Origin of the sequence: Pseudomonas sp. MMS21 TM103 (genome assembly GCF_022132145.1) — a bacterium.
GTDB lineage: Bacteria > Pseudomonadota > Gammaproteobacteria > Pseudomonadales > Pseudomonadaceae > Aquipseudomonas.
Genome location: NZ_JAJISP010000004.1, coordinates 44,540 through 61,964, shown reverse-complemented (window position 1 = coordinate 61,964; position 17,425 = coordinate 44,540). Strand labels below are relative to the sequence as shown.

The window sequence follows — 17,425 nt, the reverse complement described above, 5'->3', positions numbered from 1 at the left end:
CGGCGTCTAAGCGGGCGCTAGGGCCTAGCGTTCAATCGCCAGGGCCACGCCCTGACCGCCGCCGATACACAGGGTGGCCAGGCCCTTGTGGGCATCGCGCTTGATCATCTCGTGCAGCAGGGTCACCAGAATCCGGCAGCCGGAGCCGCCGATCGGGTGGCCGATGGCAATGGCGCCACCGTTGACGTTGACCTTGCTCGCATCCCACTGCAGTTCCTTGCCGACGGCCAGGGCCTGGGCGGCGAAGGCTTCGTTGGCCTCGATCAGGTCCAGCTGCTCCAGGCTCCAGCCGGCCTTGGCCAGGCAGCGCTGGGTGGCGCTGACCGGGCCGATGCCCATGATCGCCGGGTCGACGCCGGCGTTGGCGTAGCCGGCGATACGCGCCAGCACCGGCAGACCCAGGGCCTGGGCTTTTTCCGCGCTCATCAGCAGCACCGCGGCGGCGCCGTCGTTGAGGCTGGAGGCATTGCCGGCGGTGACGCTGCCATCTTTCTTGAACGCCGGCTTGAGCTTGGCCAGGGATTCGGCGCTGGTGCTGGCGCGCGGCTGTTCGTCGGTGGCGAAGCTGAGCGGCTCGCCCTTGCGCTGGGGGATCAGGATCGGGGTGATTTCAGCCTCGAAGCGGCCGGCCTCGATGGCGGCGCAGGCCTTGCGCTGCGACTCGGCGGCGAAGGCATCCTGCGCCTCGCGGGAAATCCCGTATTTCTCGACCAGGTTCTCGGCGGTGATGCCCATGTGGTAGTCGTTGAAGGCGTCCCACAGGCCGTCGCTGATCATGCTGTCGACCAGCTGGGCGTGGCCCATGCGCAGGCCGGTGCGGGCCTTGGGCATGACGTAGGGGGCCAGGCTCATGTTCTCCATGCCGCCGGCGATGATCACCTCGGCGTCGCCGCAGCGGATCGCCTGGGCGCCCAGGTGCAGGGCCTTGAGGCCCGAACCGCAGACCTTGTTCAGGGTCAGTGCCGGTACCGCATGGGGCAGGCCGGCGAGGATCGCCGCCTGGCGGGCCGGGTTCTGCCCGGAGCCGGCGGTGAGCACCTGGCCGAGGATCACTTCGTCGACCTCGGCGCCGTTCAGGCCGGTTTGCTCCAGCAGGCGACGGATCACCGCGGCGCCCAGTTCGGGGGCGGCGATGCCTGCCAGTGAACCCTGGAAGCTGCCGACGGCGGTGCGGGTGGCGGCGACGATGACGACTTCTTGCATGGTGGGGTTCCTCAAGAAAGTGGGGGGCGGTGAGTTTCAGCAAGGGCGCTATGGTTGCACAGGGGCTTGGTTGTGGGCCAGTGCGCGAACCGGCCGGTCAGCTGCAGGCGCTAGAGGAGGCTGCTCGAGGCAGCCTCAGTCCGGCGGCAGGTCCAGGCGTCTGCGCGCGCGGTGGATGGCACCGTTGCGCACGGCCCAGCGCAACACCGGGGCCAGGCTGTGTACGCCGGCGTGTATCACTCGGCTGCGCAGCGGGCCGATGGGCTGTTCGAGCATGTCCTGGGCCCAGGCCGGCAGCAGGTCGATGCCGGCCTGGGTCAGCAGTTTGCCCAACGGCACGGCGAGGGCGCTGGGCGCCGGGGCATCGAGCAGGATGCGCAGGATCTCCCGGGAGCGTTGCTCGCAGCGCAACTGTGGGCGGATGGCTGCCAGGTAGGCGGTGACTTCATTGCGCGAGCGCGGCACCTGGCGGGCGCCGAGGCGCTCGGCGATCAGGGCGATCTCGGTGTAGTAGCGATCCTGGTCGGCCTCGCTCAGTCGGGGGTTGCGGTAGCGCAGGTGGGCCTGGAGAAAGCTGTGCACCTCGGCCACGTGTACCCAGGTCAGCAGTGCCGGGTCGCTGGCCGCATAGGGTCGGCCATCCGGCGCCGTGCCGGTGACCTGCAGGTGGATGCGTTTGACCTTGTCGATCAGCCAGTCGGCATCGGCGCGGGCGCCGAAGGTGGTGCCGGAGATGAACTGGCCGGTGCGGCGCAGGCGGCCGAGCAGGTCGTTGCGAAAATTCGAGTGATCCCAGACCCCGGCCAGTGCCAGCGGGTGCAGGGCCTGCAGGAGCAGGGCGTTGATGCCGCCGATCAGCATGCTGGTGAAGTCGCCATGCACCTGCCAGCTTACCGAGTCGGGGCCGAATAGGCCGGGATCGCCCTTGGGGTGTTCGAAGTCGATCTGCCCCAGGGTCAGGCCGCTGAGACCTAACACCTGGCTTTCGATACGGCGGCGGATGAATTCCATGCAGCGCTATGACTCGGCGAAGGGGCGATGGCGGGTGCCGGCTAACCGGCGCCCGCACGGGTGCATCAGCGGTTGAGGCGTTGCTCGATCAGACTGTCGACCACGCTGGGGTCGGCCAGGGTCGAGGTGTCGCCGAGGGTGTCCAGTTCGTTGCAGGCGATCTTGCGCAGAATGCGCCGCATGATCTTGCCCGAACGGGTTTTCGGCAGGCCCGGCGCCCACTGGATCAGTTCGGGTTTGGCGAAGCTGCCAATTTCCTTGCCGACCATGTCGAACAGCTGTTTTTTCAGCTCGTCGCTGGGCTCCACGCCGTTCATCGGCGTGACGAAGGCGTAGATGCCCTGGCCCTTGATGTCGTGCGGGTAGCCGACCACCGCCGCCTCGGCGACCGCATCGTGCAGTACCAGGGCGCTTTCCACCTCGGCGGTGCCGATGCGATGACCGGAGACGTTGATCACGTCGTCGACCCGGCCGGTGATCCAGTAGTAGCCGTCCTCGTCGCGGCGCGCGCCGTCGCCGGTGAAGTAGTAACCGGGGTAGGGTTTGAAGTAGGTGTCGACCATGCGCTGATGGTCGCCGTAGATGCTGCGGATCTGGCTCGGCCAACTGGCCTTGATCGCCAGCACGCCACTGCCCGGACCGTCGATCTCCTTGGCCTGTTCGTCCAGCAGCGCCGGTTGCACGCCGAAGAATGGGCGGGTCGCCGAGCCGGGTTTGAGGTCGGTGGCGCCAGGCAGCGGGGTGATCAGGATGGCGCCAGTCTCGGTCTGCCACCAGGTGTCGACGATCGGGCAGCGCATCTCGCCGACCACGTGGTAGTACCACTCCCAGGCTTCCGGGTTGATCGGCTCGCCGACGCTGCCGAGCAGGCGCAGGCTCGAGCGCGAGGTTTTCTTCACCGGCTCTTCACCTTCGCGCATCAGGGCGCGGATCGCGGTCGGCGCGGTGTAGAAGATGTTCACCTGGTGTTTGTCGATCACCTGCCAGAAGCGCGAGGCATCCGGGTAGTTGGGCACCCCCTCGAACACCAGGCTGGTGGCGCCGTTGGCCAGCGGGCCGTAAACGATGTAGCTGTGGCCGGTGACCCAGCCGACATCGGCGGTGCACCAGTAGATATCGCCCTCGTGGTAGTCGAACACGTACTTGTGGGTCATGGCGGCCATCAGCAGGTAGCCGCCGGTGCTGTGCAGCACACCCTTGGGTTTGCCGGTGCTGCCGGAGGTGTAGAGGATGAACAACGGGTCTTCGGCGTCCATCGGTTCCGCTGGGCAGTTGCTGTCGGTGGCGTGCACGGCCTCGTGGTACCAGATGTCGCGGCCTTGTACCCAGTCGATCTGGCCCTGGGTGCGCTCGACCACCACCACCGTGGAGACGTCCGGGCAGCTCTGCAGCGCCTGGTCGACGTTGGCCTTGAGCGGCACGTACTTGCCGCCGCGCACACCCTCGTCGGCGGTGATCACCGTGCGGCAATCGGCGTCGAGGATGCGGTCGCGCAGGGCATCCGGGGAGAAACCGCCGAACACCACCGAATGCACCGCACCGATGCGCGTGCAGGCGAGCATGGCGTAGGTCGCCTCCGGGATCATCGGCATGTAGATGCACACCCGGTCGCCTTTACCCACGCCGCGGCTCTTCAGCACATTGGCCAGGCGGCAGACGTGGTGGTGCAGCTTGTTATAGGTGATGTTGGCGGATTCTGCGGGGTTGTCGCCTTCCCAGATCAGGGCGACCTGCTCGCCGCGCTGGTCCAGGTGACGGTCGATGCAGTTGTAGCTGACGTTCAGTTGGCCGCCCTTGAACCAGCTGGCCTGGCCTTTTTTCAGGTCGCCGCTATAGACCTCGTCCCAGGGTTTCGACCAGTCGAGAAAGGCCTTGGCCTGTTCGGCCCAGAAGGTTTCCGGTTGCTCGACGGATTGCCGATACAGGCGTTGATAATCCTCGTCGTTCAGGTGCGCGCGCTCACGCATGGCCTCGGTGACGGGGTGGCGGGTGATCTCGAACATGACTGGTCCTTATTTTTGGGTGGCCTCGATGGCCTAAGGTTAGCAGTCGGAAAACGGCCCGGGGCCGATAAAGCGGTCCTGGCGGCTGGATGGCGAGAAGGGCCGGCAGAAGCGCACCGCGGATCGGTGCAGGTTCGAGATGTGGGGGATGAGGAATGAGGTTGCGCTGGCCTTGATGGGGGCGCGCGCTCATTCCTCTCGGCCGGTTTCAGCCGCGATGGCGGCCGCGGAAGAACTCGATCAGACCCTGGGTCGAGGCATCCTCGGCGGGCTTCTCCACACTGCCGACCAGGCGGGAGTAGACGTTCTTGCCCAGCTCCTTGCCCAGTTCGACGCCCCACTGATCGAAGGCGTTGATGCCCCAGATCGCGCTTTGGGCGAATACCTTGTGCTCATACATCGCCACCAGGGCACCGAGGCGGCGCGGGCTGATGCGTTCGAGCACCAGAGTGTTGCTCGGCCGGTTGCCAGGAATGACCTTGTGTGGCGCCAGGCGCTGCACTTCGGCTTCGCTCAGGCCCTGACCGCGCAGTTCGGCCTCGGCTTCTTCGCGGGTCTTGCCGAGCATCAGCGCCTGGCTCTGCGACAGGCAGTTGGCGTACAGCCATTGGTGGTGATCGGCAACCGGGTTGTAGCTGACCACGGGGACGATGAAGTCCGCCGGAATCAACTGGGTGCCCTGGTGCAGCAACTGGTGGTAGGCATGCTGGCCGTTGCAGCCGACCCCGCCCCAGATTACCGGGCCGGTGGCGCAATGCACCGGTTGGCCGTCCTGCAGCACGCTCTTGCCGTTGGACTCCATGTCCAGTTGCTGCAGGTGTTTGGTGATATTGCGCAGGTAATGGTCGTACGGCAGGATCGCCTGGCTCTGGGCGCCCCAGAAGTTGCCGTACCAGATCCCCAGCAGGGCCAGCAGCACCGGCATATTGCTTTCGAAGGGAGCGGTCAGGAAGTGCTGGTCCATGCTGTAGGCACCGGACAGCAGTTCCTTGAAGTTGGACATGCCGATCGACATGGCGATGGGCAGGCCGATGGCCGACCACAGTGAGTAACGCCCGCCGACCCAGTCCCACATCGGGAACACGTTCTCTTCGTGGATGCCGAAGGCCACCGCCGCCTGGGTGTTGCTGGAGACTGCAATGAAGTGCCGGTACAGCTCGGCCTCGGAACCCCCCTGGGCCAGGTACCAGCTGCGTGCGGCCTGGGCGTTCTTCAGGGTTTCCAGGGTGCTGAAGGACTTGGAGGAAACGATGAACAGGGTGGTTTCGGCGCGCAGCTTGGCGGCCAGTTCATGGAAGGAACTGCCGTCGATATTGGCCAGGTAGTGGCAGCGCACACCGCGCTGGGCGAAGGGCAGCAGGGCTTCGGAGACCAACTGCGGGCCGAGGAAGGAGCCGCCGATGCCGATGTTGACCACGTCGGTGATCGGCTTCTCGCTGTAGCCACGCCACAGGCCATCGTGCACCCGCCCGACCAGTTCGGTCATCTGATGCAGTACACGCTGGACCTCGGGCATCACGTCGACGTCATCGACCAGCACCTTGTCGCCGATCGGCCGGCGCAAGGCGGTGTGCAGGGCCGGACGCGCTTCCGAGGCATTGATCGGCTCGCCGTCGAACTGCGCCCGAATAGCCTGCTCCAGCCCGCATTCCTTGGCCAGACTGACCAGCAGGTCGCGGGTTTCAAGGGTGATCAGGTTTTTCGAGTAATCGAGAAACAGGCCACAGCTACTCAAGGAGAGGTGTTCGAAACGCTGCGCGTCCCTGTTGAACGCCTCGCGCATGCTGAAGCTCTGCAGGCTGGCTCGGTGCGACTCGAGGGCCTTCCAGGTGGGCAGGGCGGTGACATCGAGGGGGTGCTGGTAGTACGCCATGTGAGGTGGCTTCCTTGTGCTTGAGCAATCTTGGGTGAATCGCCGCCAGGATAACGAAAATGGCTATGGGCCTAATGGCGGTTGCCGGTGCCGAATGGTCAGAATACGCCGTCCGTAGCGACGGCCGGGCGGCGTGCCGCTGCAGTCCAGGTAACACGGACTGGGCATGGCCAACAACGAGCCCGGCAAGATGTGCTCTCAGTGTAACTGGCGTGAGCCTGGGTAAGGCAAGCGCTAGCGCAATTGCACTGGCGCGGCGGCTTGCCTCTGGTTAGGCAGGCTGCAGCCTAACGCGTGCGTCTGCCGCCGCGGCCCCATCGCAGGCTCACGGCTGCGTCGATCAATCCGTGGGGTCGAGGTCGAGCGTCAGGTTGTCGATCAGGCGGGTGCTGCCGAGAAAGGCTGCGCTCAGAATCACCAACTGGCGATCGCTGGCGGTAGCCGGGCGCAGGCTATTCGCTTCGCGAATTTCCAGGTAGTCCGGGCGCAGGCCAGCGGCCAACTGTTGCTGACAGGCTGCTTCAACCAGGCTGGCGAAGTCGTGCTCACCGGCGCCAAGCGCCGTGGCGATCTGTTGCAGGCTGCGATACAGGGTTGGCGCGGCGGCGCGCTGTTCGGCGCTCAGGTAGCCATTGCGCGAAGAGAGCGCCAGGCCATCCTCGGCCCGGATGGTCGGTTCGCCGATAATCTGCACCGGTATATTCAGGTCACGCACCAGGGTGCGAATCACCGCTAGTTGCTGGAAGTCCTTCTGCCCGAAAATTGCCAGGTCAGGCTGCACCAGGTTGAACAGCTTGGTCACTACGGTGGAGACACCGTCGAAATGGCCGGGCCGGCTGGCGCCGCACAGCCCCTCGGAGACACCTTGCACGCTGACCCGGGTCTGGCTGGCCATGCCGTTGGGGTACATCTCGTCCACATCCGGGTTGAACAACAGGTGACAGCCGGCGTCGAGGAGTTTTTCCTGGTCGGCTACCAGGGTGCGCGGGTAGCTGCTCAGGTCTTCGCTAGGGCCGAACTGCAACGGATTGACGAAGATGCTGGCAACCACGAAGTCGGCGCGCTGGGCGGCTTTCTCGACCAGGGCAATATGCCCGGCGTGCAAGTTGCCCATGGTCGGGACGAAGCCGATCTGTTTGCCTTCGGCGCGAGCCAAGGCAACGGCAGCGCGCAGTTCGCGGATGGTTTTAACCGTGTTCATGCAGAGAATCCGTGTTCGCTAGCTGGGAAACTGCAGTCCTTGACTGCCTTCACGTAGGCGCTGAGTGCGTTCTGGACGCTGCTTTGCCCGGCCATGAAGTTCTTCACGAACTTGGGCATGCGACCACTGAGGGATAAGCCGAGCATGTCGTGCAGCACCAGGACCTGGCCGTCGGTGGCGGCGCCGGCGCCTATGCCGATCACCGGGATCTTCACCGCCTGACTAATTTCCGCAGCCAGTTCACTGGGTACGCATTCGAGCAGCAGCATGGCCGCGCCAGCTTGTTCCAGGGCCATGGCGTCGGCGCGCATCTGGCGCGCCTGGGCTTCCTGGCGGCCCTGGACCTTGTAACCGCCGAGGATATTCACCGCTTGCGGGGTCAGGCCCAGGTGCGCGCAGACCGGTACGCCGCGCTCGGCCAACAGGCGGATCGGCTCGGCCAGCCAGGCTGCGCCCTCGAGCTTGACCATGTGTGCACCGGCTTGCATCAGCAGCGCGCAGTTGTGCAGCGTCTGCTCGGTGGTGGCGTAGGCCATGAAGGGCAGGTCGACGAGGATCAGGGCGCCCTGGTTGCCGCGTTTCACGCAGGCGGTGTGGTAGGCCATGTCGGCGACACTGGCCGGCAAGGTACTGTCGTGACCTTGCAACACCATGCCGAGGGAGTCACCGACCAGCAGCACCTCGACTCCAGCCTGGCAGGCAGTCTGGGCAAAGGTGGCGTCATAGCAGGTCAACATGGCGATTTTCTCGCCGCTCTGCTTGAGGCTTTGCAGGGTGGTCAGGGTAATGTCAGGCATAACAATCGTCCTCACTCAGGCGTTCGGCAAGCAATCGGGCTGCTTCAAAGTGGCCTGCATTGGCCTCGGTGTGCACCGGTGCGGGGCAACGGGACGCCTATAGTCCTGATGGGGGGGCTCGAAGTCAATTGCAGGTGTTACCGCGTTGTTACTGGCGTTACCGCCAATACATCCACCGGGGCTGGCCGCGGGGGTAAGCCATTGCGCGATCGCGGTCTACTCGGGCAGGCGTTCCAGGCCTTCGAAGGGGCAGGCGGCGAGCAGATCCGGCAAGGCACGACCGTCGGGCAGGCGCAGGTCGGGGGCCAGTTCGGCCAGCGGGTAGAGTACGAAGGCGCGGGCGTGCATGTGGTAATGCGGCACGCGCAGGCGCGGTTCGTCGAGCATCAGGTCGCCGAATAGCAGGATATCCAGATCGAGGGTGCGCGGTCCCCAGCGTTCGGCTTTGCGCTCGCGCCCCTGATTCAACTCGATGGCTTGCAGGGCGTCGAGCAGTTGCAGCGGGGTCAATTCGGTCTCCAGCGCCGCTACGGCGTTGACATAACGCGGCTGGTCGGCCGGCCCGAGCGGATCGCTGGCATAGAAGGAGGAACTGCCGACCAGCTGCGACTGCGGCAGCGCGGCCAGCGCCGAGAGGGCGCCGCGCAGTTGCACGAGCGGCTCGGCCAGGTTGCTGCCGAGGCCTAGATACACCCGCTGCATTATTCGCTGGCAGTAGGCTTGGGCGCACCATCGGCGCCTGGCGCGCGTTTGCGCTTGCTGCCACTGCGCCGCCGTTTGCGCGGTGCGCCGCTGCTGTCGTCCTGGCTGCTGAGGTCGCGAATCATGCTGCGCCTTTCACTGTCGCTGGCGTCCTGATAGGCCGTCCACCACTTGCCGAGACCGCCGGTCTGCTCTCCGGCGCTTTCGCGCAACAGGAGGAAATCGTAACCGGCGCGAAAGCGCGGGTTTTCCAGCAGCAGGTCGGAACGCTTGCCACTGCGTCGCGGCAGGCGCTCCTGCATATCCCAGATCTCGCGGATCGGCATGGTGAAGCGCTTGGGGATGGCAATGCGCAGGCACTGCTCGCTGATCAGTTCGTGCGCCGCTTCCTGCATCGCCGGGATCGCCGGCATGCCACGGTCCTGCAGCTTGATCACGCGTGCCGGCAAGGCGGGCCAGAGCAGGGCGGCGAAGAGGAACGCCGGGGTTACGGTTTTCTTCTGCTGAATGCGCAGGTCGGTGCTGATCAAGGCGTTGCGGATCAGGGCATCGGTATAGTCCGGGTCGGCCTTGAGCGCCGCGGCGCTGGCCGGGAACAGTTCGCCGAACAAGCCGTAGTCGACCAGCAGTTCGTAGGTGAACTCGGCGTAGCCGGCGAGGAACAGCTTGAGTACTTCTTCGAACAGGCGCGCCGACGGGATTTCCCGCAGCATCGGCGCCAACTTGTAGATCGGCACGGCGCTGTGCTTCTCGATATCGAAGTCCAGCTTGGCGGCGAAGCGCACGGCCCGCAGCATGCGAACCGGATCTTCCTGGTAACGCTGGGTCGGGTCGCCGATCAGGCGGATCAGGTGATTGCGGATGTCGTGTACGCCGTTGGCGTAATCGAGAATGCGTTCGGTGGCCGGATCGTAATACAGCGCATTGATGGTGAAATCGCGGCGTTGGGCGTCATCTTCCAGGCTGCCATAGACGTTGTCGCGCAGGATGCGCCCACTCTCGTTACGCGAAGACAGGTTGCTGTTCTCTTCCTCGTCGCCCTCGGGGTGATTGGCGCGGAAAGTGGCGACTTCGATGATCTCGCGGCCGAAATGCACATGCACCAGCTTGAAGCGGCGGCCGATGACCCGGGCGTTACGAAACTCGGCACGCACCTGCTCCGGTGTGGCGCTGGTGGCCACATCGAAATCCTTGGGGTCGATGTCGAGCAGCAGGTCGCGCACGCAGCCGCCCACCAGGTAGGCCTGGTAGCCGGCGTGTTGCAGGCGTTCGACCACGCTGGTGGCGTAGCGGCTGATTTCCCCGCGATTGATCGGGTGCTGGCTACTGCTCAGCACTTCGGGAGTGCTGTGCGGGTGTTTGCCACGGCGCAGGGGCGAGCGGAAAGACTTGAACAGCTTTTTCAGCATGGGATGCACTGTTTGACGAAATGACGGGCCAGGATAAACGCTGACCACTGGAATGGCGCGGATTCTAGCATTGAGTCGGGGGATGGTGTAGGACGCGACGGGAGAGAGTGCGTTTCGCACAAGCTACTGGGGGAGCCGAAGCTCCCCCCCAAGTAGGTGCGTGCTTTGTTTTTATTATTATTGCGGGCTTGTTGTTTTTGTTGAGTTGCCCGTTCCAGCCAGTCAAAGACTGTCTGAAATCCTCCCAAGCCAGGAGTCAGTAGCAAACGGATTGTTTTGAATGCTGACGCTGCCATGATCGTGTTGTGACCCAACCAGTACGGGATCTGCCTCGAGGCATTTTTGTTGTTCTCTGTCTGGTTGTGGGGCAAGCCCCAACGGCAATTACTTTCCAAAAGAATCAGTTAGCTGCGCCTCCGCCGTGTTGTTTTTATTGTGCTGGAGTCGATACGTCTTGTTTTTATTATGTGGGGCGATGCTTGTTATTGTTGTTGTCCAATAGATAAAGCATGAGCCGTGCCAGGTTTTGTGAATCCCTGTAAAACAAGGGCTTAAGCTGATTCAGGGGTGGGCGTTCGGGATGAAAACGCCATGTGCTCGTTACCTTAAGCCCCGCACTTTGTTACGAGGTGTTGAAGCGGTAACAGCAGGGGGAACCTTGCGCTCGACAATATGTCGCCAGGCCTTGGCCGGTGGGCCGTCGAAAAACCTGGAGAACGCAGGGGCGGACTGCCGCCTCTCTCATCCGGCTGGCGGCATCTGTCCCTCCCCTCATGATTGACTTCCGGCCGGCGGGTCGTGGAGAAGGGGCGGAATGCGCCGAGGCGCCAGAGCAAGGCGCTAACTGCTTCGGCTGTGTGAGTCAGTCGAGCGCGAAGGGGCGACGGCAGGGGTGCAGGGGATAGAGCGGTAAGAGGCGAACCGACACTTGCAGGGGATGCAGCAGGTTGCCCGAACCGAGCATGCACGTACTGCTCGGTTCGATGGGCTTAGGCAAGATGGCCAGCCTGTCCGCTCATGCCGTGGCCTGCTAGCCGGTGGCCGCGCCGGTCTTGCGCCGTGGAATACCCAGGCGCTGGCGACGTTCCCACAGGCACTTGCGGCTGATGCCGAGTTTGCGCGCCAGTTCGGTTTCGGTCATGTGATCCTGGTGTTCGAGGACGAAGTGCTGGAAATAGTCTTCCAGCGAAAGATCCTCGGTCGGCTCGTGGCTAGTGCTGCTGGTCTGTGACGGCAGGCCGATGAAGTCGTCGTCATCCAGATCGTCCAGCTCGATGTCGATGCCCAGTAGCTCGGCCGAGATAGCCGAGCTTTCGCAGAGGATGACTGCGCGCTCGATGGCATTCTCCAGTTCACGCACATTGCCTGGCCAGGTGTAATGACGGATGGCCTGTTCGGCATCCGGGGCGAAATGCAGGTCGTCACGGTCCATGCGCGTGCATTGACGCTTGAGGAAGGCGTGGGCGATTTCGCTGACGTCGCTGCCTCGCTCGCGCAAAGCCGGGAGTTTCAGGGCGATGACATGCAGGCGGTAATACAGGTCTTCACGGAATTGACCGACCTTGGACAGGCCTTTCAGGTCGCGGTGGGTCGCCGCGATCAGCCGCACATTGACTTTTTGCGACTGCACCGAGCCGACCCGGCGGATCTCGCCTTCCTGCAACACGCGTAGCAAGCGGGCCTGGGCTTCCAGCGGCAGCTCACCGATCTCGTCGAGGAACAGGGTACCGCCATCGGCCGCTTCGACCAGGCCGGCACGGCCGGCACTGGCGCCGGTGAAGGCGCCTTTCTCGTGGCCGAACAGTTCGGACTCGATCAGGCTTTCCGGGATGGCCGCGCAGTTCACTGAAATCAGGGGGGCCTTGGCGCGCTTGGACAGGTTGTGCAGCGCGCGTGCGACCAGTTCCTTGCCGGTGCCGGACTCGCCCTGGATCAGGACGTTGGAGTCGGTCGGCGCGACTTTGCGGATCTTGTTGTACATCTCCAGCATGGCCGGGCACGAGCCGATGATGCCGATCTCGCCGTTGCTGTTGTCGACGACTTTTTCGCTGCTGCGGCCAGTGGCGGCGCTGGCCGGTGTATTCGAGGCCTGGCTGGCTTCCTGGCGATCGCGCAGGATGCGCGCCACGGCCTGGAGCATCTCGTCATGGTCGAAGGGTTTGGCGATGTAGTCGACCGCACCCATCTTCATCGAGTCGACGGCAGAGCGCAGGCTCGCGTAGCTGGTCATGATCAGCACGGGCTTGCCTTGGGCGAGCTTGATCAGTTCGGTGCCGGGTGCGCCGGGCAGGCGCAGATCGCTGACGATCAGGTCGAAGCTGGGAATGCTGAAGCGTTCTTGCGCTTCCTGGACCGAGCCGGCTTCGCTGACCTGGTACTGGTTGCGCTCGAGCAGGCGGCGCAGGGCAGAGCGGATAATGGTTTCGTCTTCGACGATCAAAATATGGGGCATTAATTCGGTCTCTCGACGGTCTCAGGTCGCTGGTTCAATTCGCTATGGACGTCGCTTCGACATGCCGCGGCAGCGTCACCCGGATACGGGTGCCGCGCTGGTGCTCGAGGTCGAGCGGGCTGTCGATTATTATTTGGCCATAATGCTCTTCCACGATGGAATAGACCAGCGCGAGGCCAAGCCCTGTGCCTTTGCCTGGGTCTTTGGTGGTGAAGAAGGGTTCGAACAAACGGTCGATGATCGCCTTGGGAATGCCACTGCCTTCATCTTCAACGATAAGGTCAACGGTGTGCTCCGAGGCTTCGGTTCTGACACGGATCGCGGCACCAGGTGGCGAGGCATCTCGGGCGTTGGATAACAGGTTGATGAGCACTTGGGCGAGGCGTTGCGGGTCGCCCTCCACCCAGTGATCGGCGTCGCACAGGTTGAAGAATTCCACTTCGACGCTGCGCCGATTGAGCGACAGCAGGCCGATGGCCTCCTGCGCCACCTGCGCCAGGCACACCGGCTCGTCGGCCTGTTGATGGCCGCCCGAATGGGCGAAGCTCATCAACGACTGGAGGATGCGCGAGACCCGTTTGGTCTGCTCGAGGATCTGCCCGCTGATCTCGGTCAGCTCGCCATCGCCTTCGCGTTCCTCACGCAGGTTCTGCGCCAGGCAGGCAATGCCGGTGATCGGGTTGCCGATCTCGTGGGCGACTCCGGCCGCCAGGCGGCCGATGCTGGCCAGGCGCTCGGAGTGCACCAGCTTGTCTTCCAGGTACTGGGTTTCGGTGAGGTCTTCGACCAGCAGCACCAGGCCGCTGTTGCCCGGTGTCAGCGGTTCGTCGATCGCCGCCTTGTGCAGGTTGAGCCAGCGGGTCTGGCCGTCCAGGCCCAGGCGTTGTTTGTGCAGGTGCTGATCGGGCAGTTCGATGAAGTGCTGCAGCAGTCCGCGCCAGGGTTCGCCGAGCGACGACAGACGCGAGCCGACGATGCGGTGCGCCGGAATCTCGGTGAGTTCCTCCATGGCCTTGTTCCACATCAGGATCTCCTGATCCTTGGCCAGCGAGCAGACGCCCATCGGCAGCTCCTGCAGAGTCTGGCGGTGGTAGCGGCGCAGCGCGTCGAGTTCCGCGGCCAGGCCGGTGAGGCGCGAGTGGTAATCCTCCAGGCGGTTCTCGATGAAGTGGATATCTTCGGTGACGAAGGTTTCGCTGCCGGATTTATAGGGCAGGAAGGTCTCGGCGATGTCCTGGGCCACGCTCGGCCCCATCAAGCCGGAGAGGTTGGCCTCGATGCGGTCGCGCAGGCGGCGCAGGGCATAGGGGCGGCTTTCGTCGAAGGGCAGGTGCAGGTCGCGCAGGGCCTGTTCGACTTCACGCTGAGCGGTCTTGGCGCCGAGCGGTTTGGCCAGTTGGGTGGCGAATTCTTGTGGCGATTGGGCCAGCAGTTCGCGCCGTTGCGGGCGGCGCACGTTATCCACCGCACAGGCCTCGGCGGCACTCTTCTCCTCGGGGCTGGCCTCGGTGAACAGCGAGACCAGGGTGAACACCAGGACGTTGGCCGCCAGCGAGGCAATGGCCGCCAGGTGCCAGCTGCTGTCGTCCAGCACATAGATCAGGTTGAGTGCGGGGATGTAGAAGCCTTGCAGGTTGCCCAGCATCGGCAGCAGCATGCTGACGGTCCAGACGCTGATACCTGCCAGCAGGCCGGCGATATAACCGCGGCGGTTGGCTGTCGGCCAGTACAGCACCGAGAGTACGCCGGGGAGGAACTGCAGGGTGGCGACGAAGGCGATGATGCCTAGGCTGGCCAGGTCCTGTTTGGCACCCAGCAGCAGATAGAAGCCGTAACCGGCCATGATGATGGCGAAGATCAGGGCGCGCCGGGTCCACTTCAGCCAGCGATAGATATTGCCTTCGGTGGGTGGCTGATAGAGCGGCAACACCACATGGTTGAGCACCATGCCGGACAGCGCCAGGGTGGTGACGATGATCAGACCGCTGGACGCCGACAGGCCGCCGACATAGGCGATCAGCGCCAGGGTCTGGCTGTTGACCGCGATGCCCAGGCCGAGGGTGAAATATTCCGGGTTGGTGGTGACGCCCAGCTTGAGGCCCGCCCAGAGAATCAAGGGCACCGCCAGGCTCATCAGCAGCAGGAACAGCGGCAGGCCCCAGCTGGCGCTGACCATCGCCCGCGGGTTGAGATTTTCGGTAAAGGTCATGTGGTACATGTGCGGCATGACGATGGCCGAAGCGAAGAACACCAGCAGCAGGGTACGCCAGGGGCCTTCCTGCAGCGGCGTATGCAGGCTGGCCAGGGCGGCCTGGTTCTGCACCAGCCAGTGTTCCAGATCCTGCGGGCCATCGAACACGCCATACAGCGCATAGATGCCGATGATGCTGACGGCGGTCAGCTTGACCACCGACTCGAAGGCGATGGCAAACACCAGGCCTTCGTGTTTCTCGCGGGTGGCGATATGGCGGGCGCCGAACAGGATGGTGAACAGGATGATCAGTCCGCAGTAGGCCAGCGCCACCCGTTCCTGCACCGGCTCGCGGGTGAGGATGCCGATCGAGTCGGCCACCGCCTGGAACTGCAGCGCCAGCAAGGGCAGCACGCCGATCAGCATGAATACGGTGGTCAGGGCGCCGGCCCAGGTGCTGCGGAAGCGGAAGGCGAACAGGTCGGCCAGCGACGAGAGCTGATAGGTGCGGGTGATACGCAGGATCGGATAAAGCAGCACCGGTGCCAGCAGAAAGGCCCCGGACACCCCCAGGTAGCTGGCGAGGAAACCGTAGCCGTACTGATAGGCCAGGCCCACCGTGCCGTAGAAGGCCCAGGCGCTGGCATAGACGCCGAGCGAAAGGGTGTAGGTGAGCGGATGGCGGATGATCGCGCGCGGGATCAAGCCGTGTTCGCTGGCCCAGGCGACGCCGAACAGCACCAGCAGGTAGGCGGCGCTGATCAGGATCAGCTGGCTAAGGCTAAAGCTCGTCAGCATCACGTTGACTCTGCGGGAAAAGGTATATGGCGGTCATTAGGGTCTGTTGCGGCGGATCAGAGTTCATCGGCATCGCGTTGACTCTGCAGGATAAAGGTCACCACGATGAGGATCAGCCAGAGCAAATAGGGCCGGTACCACGCGCCGTTGGGGTCGATCCACCAGTCCATGATCGCTGGGGAGAACAGGTAGATCCCCACTACCAGGATCAGAACCAATCGATAGATATACATGCCGCATCTCTTTGCGTGAGTGGCGCGATGGTAACGGATGTGCGCCGGCCTGCGTAGGCCAGTGCCACTTGCCGGGTCAAGGTGGCAGCGTACATCCGGCCACATGATCACGGTAGCGGGGGGCCATGCGGCTTGAGCTGAAAGCGCCTGGAATAATATCTTGACCACTGCATCAGGTGCCTGCGAGAGTCTTCGCAGGATTTATGCACACTGCAACTACCTGCCAAGGAAAGGCCGATATGTCACCCAAAGAACAGCAGCTCAGCGAACTTCTCGCGCACACCTCGCGCAGCCTCACCCACCTGACCGCCGCGATAACCTCCCTGTCATTCGACTTGATGCGCAGCACCGACCCCAGTGTGCGCGGCGCCGGCTCGCGGATGATCGTCAGGCTGGAGGAAGTCAGCAAGGAGCTCGACCAGCAGTGGGCGCTGATCAGCGAGCTGACCGACGTGGCGCCGCCAAGCCGTGCCGATGCCGTCGAGGAAGTCCAGCTGCATTCGGCGCTCTAGCGGCCCTCAGTCGGGTGCGCGCTCCACCCACTTGGGCTCGCCGCTCGGGTGCCAGCTACGCAACAGCTGCAGCAGTTCCTCCGGCGACTCGCCGAGTTGCAGCATGGCGCGGTGCTGGGCGCGCACGAAGCGTTCGCTGACCAGATGATCGAGGAATTCGCCGAGCTTGCCGTAGAAACCGCCCGCATCGAGCAGGCCAAGCGGCTTGCGGTGATAGCCGAGTTGACCCCAGGTCCACACCTCGAACAATTCTTCCAGGGTGCCGAGGCCACCGGGCAGGGCGATAAACGCATCGCTGAGTTCGGCCATGCGGGCTTTGCGCGCATGCATGCCATCCACCACTTCCAGGCGGGTCAGGCCTTGATGGCCAATTTCGGCGCGTTCCAGGCTCTGCGGGATGATGCCGATGACTTCGCCGCCAGCGGCCATGGCCGCATCGGCGACCACCCCCATCAGGCCAACCGCGCCGCCACCATAGATCAGGCGCAGCCCCTGTTCCGCGAGATGACGGCCGAGGTCTGCTGCCGCCTGGCGGTAGATCGGCTGGGCGCCGGGGCTGGCGCCGCAGAACACGCAAATTGAACGCAAAGTCATGCTGGCTTCCTGATGGTGAAAGGGTTCACAGGTTAGCCAGTCTGCGGGCGTCTACCAAGCGTTCAGGCTGTTCATTCGGCACTGTTGCCGCAGGCGCCTGCGGCATAGGCGACGAGCAGGCTGCGTAGCAACTCATTCAGGGGCATGGTTTTTCTCCTGTTGCCTGGTGCTCAGGCTACAACCCTGGTGGGGTTCAGGCTGGTTGATTGTCTCGATGATGGCGATAGTTTCAGGGAGCGCTGGGCAAGTGAATAAGTATTCCATCGAGTTGCCCACAAAGACTGTGGAGCGAGCTGTGGATAAGGTGGGTGTAGACGCATGCAGGCTTAGTTGCGCGGCTGTCCGGGCTGCTTGTATGTTTTTTGACCAGCCTGATTTTTATTGTGAAAACAGTTGCTTGGCTGAGTTATCCCAGGGCTGGGGATAAAAGCACAAAGTTGTCCACG

13 protein-coding genes are annotated in these 17,425 nt (G+C 63.8%); 1 reads left to right on the top strand and 12 read right to left on the bottom strand.

Features of this window, described 5'->3' with window-relative positions; translation table 11 throughout:
- Window positions 1-24: 24 nt before the first annotated feature.
- The 11 genes from LJY18_RS13750 to LJY18_RS13700 form a co-directional block, all read right to left on the bottom strand.
- The gene (locus LJY18_RS13750; RefSeq protein WP_238042386.1) at window positions 25-1,203 is read right to left on the bottom strand and encodes an acetyl-CoA C-acetyltransferase; all 1,179 of its coding nucleotides are present in this window, start codon (window positions 1,201-1,203) and stop codon (window positions 25-27) included.
- A 135-nt stretch (window positions 1,204-1,338) separates the two neighbouring features.
- Window positions 1,339-2,214, bottom strand: coding sequence for an oxygenase MpaB family protein (locus LJY18_RS13745; protein ID WP_238042385.1), 876 nt, complete (start codon window positions 2,212-2,214; stop codon window positions 1,339-1,341).
- A gap of 65 nt (window positions 2,215-2,279) precedes the next feature.
- Window positions 2,280-4,217, bottom strand: coding sequence for an acetate--CoA ligase (gene acs / locus LJY18_RS13740; RefSeq protein ID WP_238042384.1), 1,938 nt, complete (start codon window positions 4,215-4,217; stop codon window positions 2,280-2,282).
- Between the two features lie 208 nt (window positions 4,218-4,425).
- The gene (pgi, locus tag LJY18_RS13735; protein ID WP_238042383.1) at window positions 4,426-6,090 is read right to left on the bottom strand and encodes a glucose-6-phosphate isomerase; all 1,665 of its coding nucleotides are present in this window, start codon (window positions 6,088-6,090) and stop codon (window positions 4,426-4,428) included.
- Window positions 6,091-6,430: 340 nt separating this feature from the next.
- On the bottom strand, window positions 6,431-7,291 hold the full coding sequence (gene panC, locus LJY18_RS13730) for a pantoate--beta-alanine ligase (protein ID WP_238042382.1): 861 nt from the start codon (window positions 7,289-7,291) through the stop codon (window positions 6,431-6,433).
- On the bottom strand, window positions 7,288-8,088 hold the full coding sequence (panB, locus tag LJY18_RS13725) for a 3-methyl-2-oxobutanoate hydroxymethyltransferase (RefSeq protein ID WP_238042381.1): 801 nt from the start codon (window positions 8,086-8,088) through the stop codon (window positions 7,288-7,290). Before panB ends, panC begins: the two co-directional genes overlap by 4 nt.
- Before the next feature lie 216 nt (window positions 8,089-8,304).
- On the bottom strand, window positions 8,305-8,790 hold the full coding sequence (gene folK / locus LJY18_RS13720; protein ID WP_238042380.1) for a 2-amino-4-hydroxy-6-hydroxymethyldihydropteridine diphosphokinase: 486 nt from the start codon (window positions 8,788-8,790) through the stop codon (window positions 8,305-8,307).
- Complete coding sequence (locus LJY18_RS13715) at window positions 8,790-10,199, bottom strand: polynucleotide adenylyltransferase PcnB (RefSeq protein ID WP_238042379.1); 1,410 nt, start codon at window positions 10,197-10,199, stop codon at window positions 8,790-8,792. Before LJY18_RS13715 ends, folK begins: the two co-directional genes overlap by 1 nt.
- 1,030 nt (window positions 10,200-11,229) lie before the next feature.
- Window positions 11,230-12,651: a sigma-54-dependent transcriptional regulator gene (locus LJY18_RS13710; RefSeq protein WP_238042378.1), complete on the bottom strand. Its 1,422-nt coding sequence runs from the start codon at window positions 12,649-12,651 to the stop codon at window positions 11,230-11,232.
- 34 nt (window positions 12,652-12,685) lie between these two features.
- Window positions 12,686-15,640 carry a sensor histidine kinase gene (locus tag LJY18_RS13705; RefSeq protein ID WP_238042377.1) on the bottom strand — a complete coding sequence of 985 codons (2,955 nt, stop codon included), beginning with the start codon at window positions 15,638-15,640 and terminating at the stop codon, window positions 12,686-12,688.
- Between the two features lie 56 nt (window positions 15,641-15,696).
- Window positions 15,697-15,873, bottom strand: coding sequence for a hypothetical protein (locus LJY18_RS13700; protein ID WP_003244646.1), 177 nt, complete (start codon window positions 15,871-15,873; stop codon window positions 15,697-15,699).
- A gap of 239 nt (window positions 15,874-16,112) precedes the next feature.
- Here LJY18_RS13700 and LJY18_RS13695 point away from each other — a divergent pair, with 239 nt between their 5' ends.
- Window positions 16,113-16,385, top strand: coding sequence for a hypothetical protein (locus LJY18_RS13695; protein ID WP_238042376.1), 273 nt, complete (start codon window positions 16,113-16,115; stop codon window positions 16,383-16,385).
- A 6-nt stretch (window positions 16,386-16,391) separates the two neighbouring features.
- Here the strand turns inward: LJY18_RS13695 and LJY18_RS13690 are convergent, their stop codons facing one another.
- Complete coding sequence (locus LJY18_RS13690) at window positions 16,392-16,979, bottom strand: TIGR00730 family Rossman fold protein (RefSeq protein ID WP_238042375.1); 588 nt, start codon at window positions 16,977-16,979, stop codon at window positions 16,392-16,394.
- Window positions 16,980-17,425 lie beyond the last annotated feature (446 nt).

Bases quoted from the DNA above. Each gene is read 5' to 3' on its own strand.
- LJY18_RS13750 (WP_238042386.1), bottom strand. From the start codon at position 1,203: ATGCAAGAAGTCGTCATCGTCGCCGCCACCCGCACCGCCGTCGGCAGC.
- LJY18_RS13745 (WP_238042385.1), bottom strand. From the start codon at position 2,214: ATGGAATTCATCCGCCGCCGTATCGAAAGCCAGGTGTTAGGTCTCAGC.
- acs (WP_238042384.1), bottom strand. From the start codon at position 4,217: ATGTTCGAGATCACCCGCCACCCCGTCACCGAGGCCATGCGTGAGCGC.
- pgi (WP_238042383.1), bottom strand. From the start codon at position 6,090: ATGGCGTACTACCAGCACCCCCTCGATGTCACCGCCCTGCCCACCTGG.
- panC (WP_238042382.1), bottom strand. From the start codon at position 7,291: ATGAACACGGTTAAAACCATCCGCGAACTGCGCGCTGCCGTTGCCTTG.
- panB (WP_238042381.1), bottom strand. From the start codon at position 8,088: ATGCCTGACATTACCCTGACCACCCTGCAAAGCCTCAAGCAGAGCGGC.
- folK (WP_238042380.1), bottom strand. From the start codon at position 8,790: ATGCAGCGGGTGTATCTAGGCCTCGGCAGCAACCTGGCCGAGCCGCTC.
- LJY18_RS13715 (WP_238042379.1), bottom strand. From the start codon at position 10,199: ATGCTGAAAAAGCTGTTCAAGTCTTTCCGCTCGCCCCTGCGCCGTGGC.
- LJY18_RS13710 (WP_238042378.1), bottom strand. From the start codon at position 12,651: ATGCCCCATATTTTGATCGTCGAAGACGAAACCATTATCCGCTCTGCC.
- LJY18_RS13705 (WP_238042377.1), bottom strand. From the start codon at position 15,640: ATGCTGACGAGCTTTAGCCTTAGCCAGCTGATCCTGATCAGCGCCGCC.
- LJY18_RS13700 (WP_003244646.1), bottom strand. From the start codon at position 15,873: ATGTATATCTATCGATTGGTTCTGATCCTGGTAGTGGGGATCTACCTG.
- LJY18_RS13695 (WP_238042376.1), top strand. From the start codon at position 16,113: ATGTCACCCAAAGAACAGCAGCTCAGCGAACTTCTCGCGCACACCTCG.
- LJY18_RS13690 (WP_238042375.1), bottom strand. From the start codon at position 16,979: ATGACTTTGCGTTCAATTTGCGTGTTCTGCGGCGCCAGCCCCGGCGCC.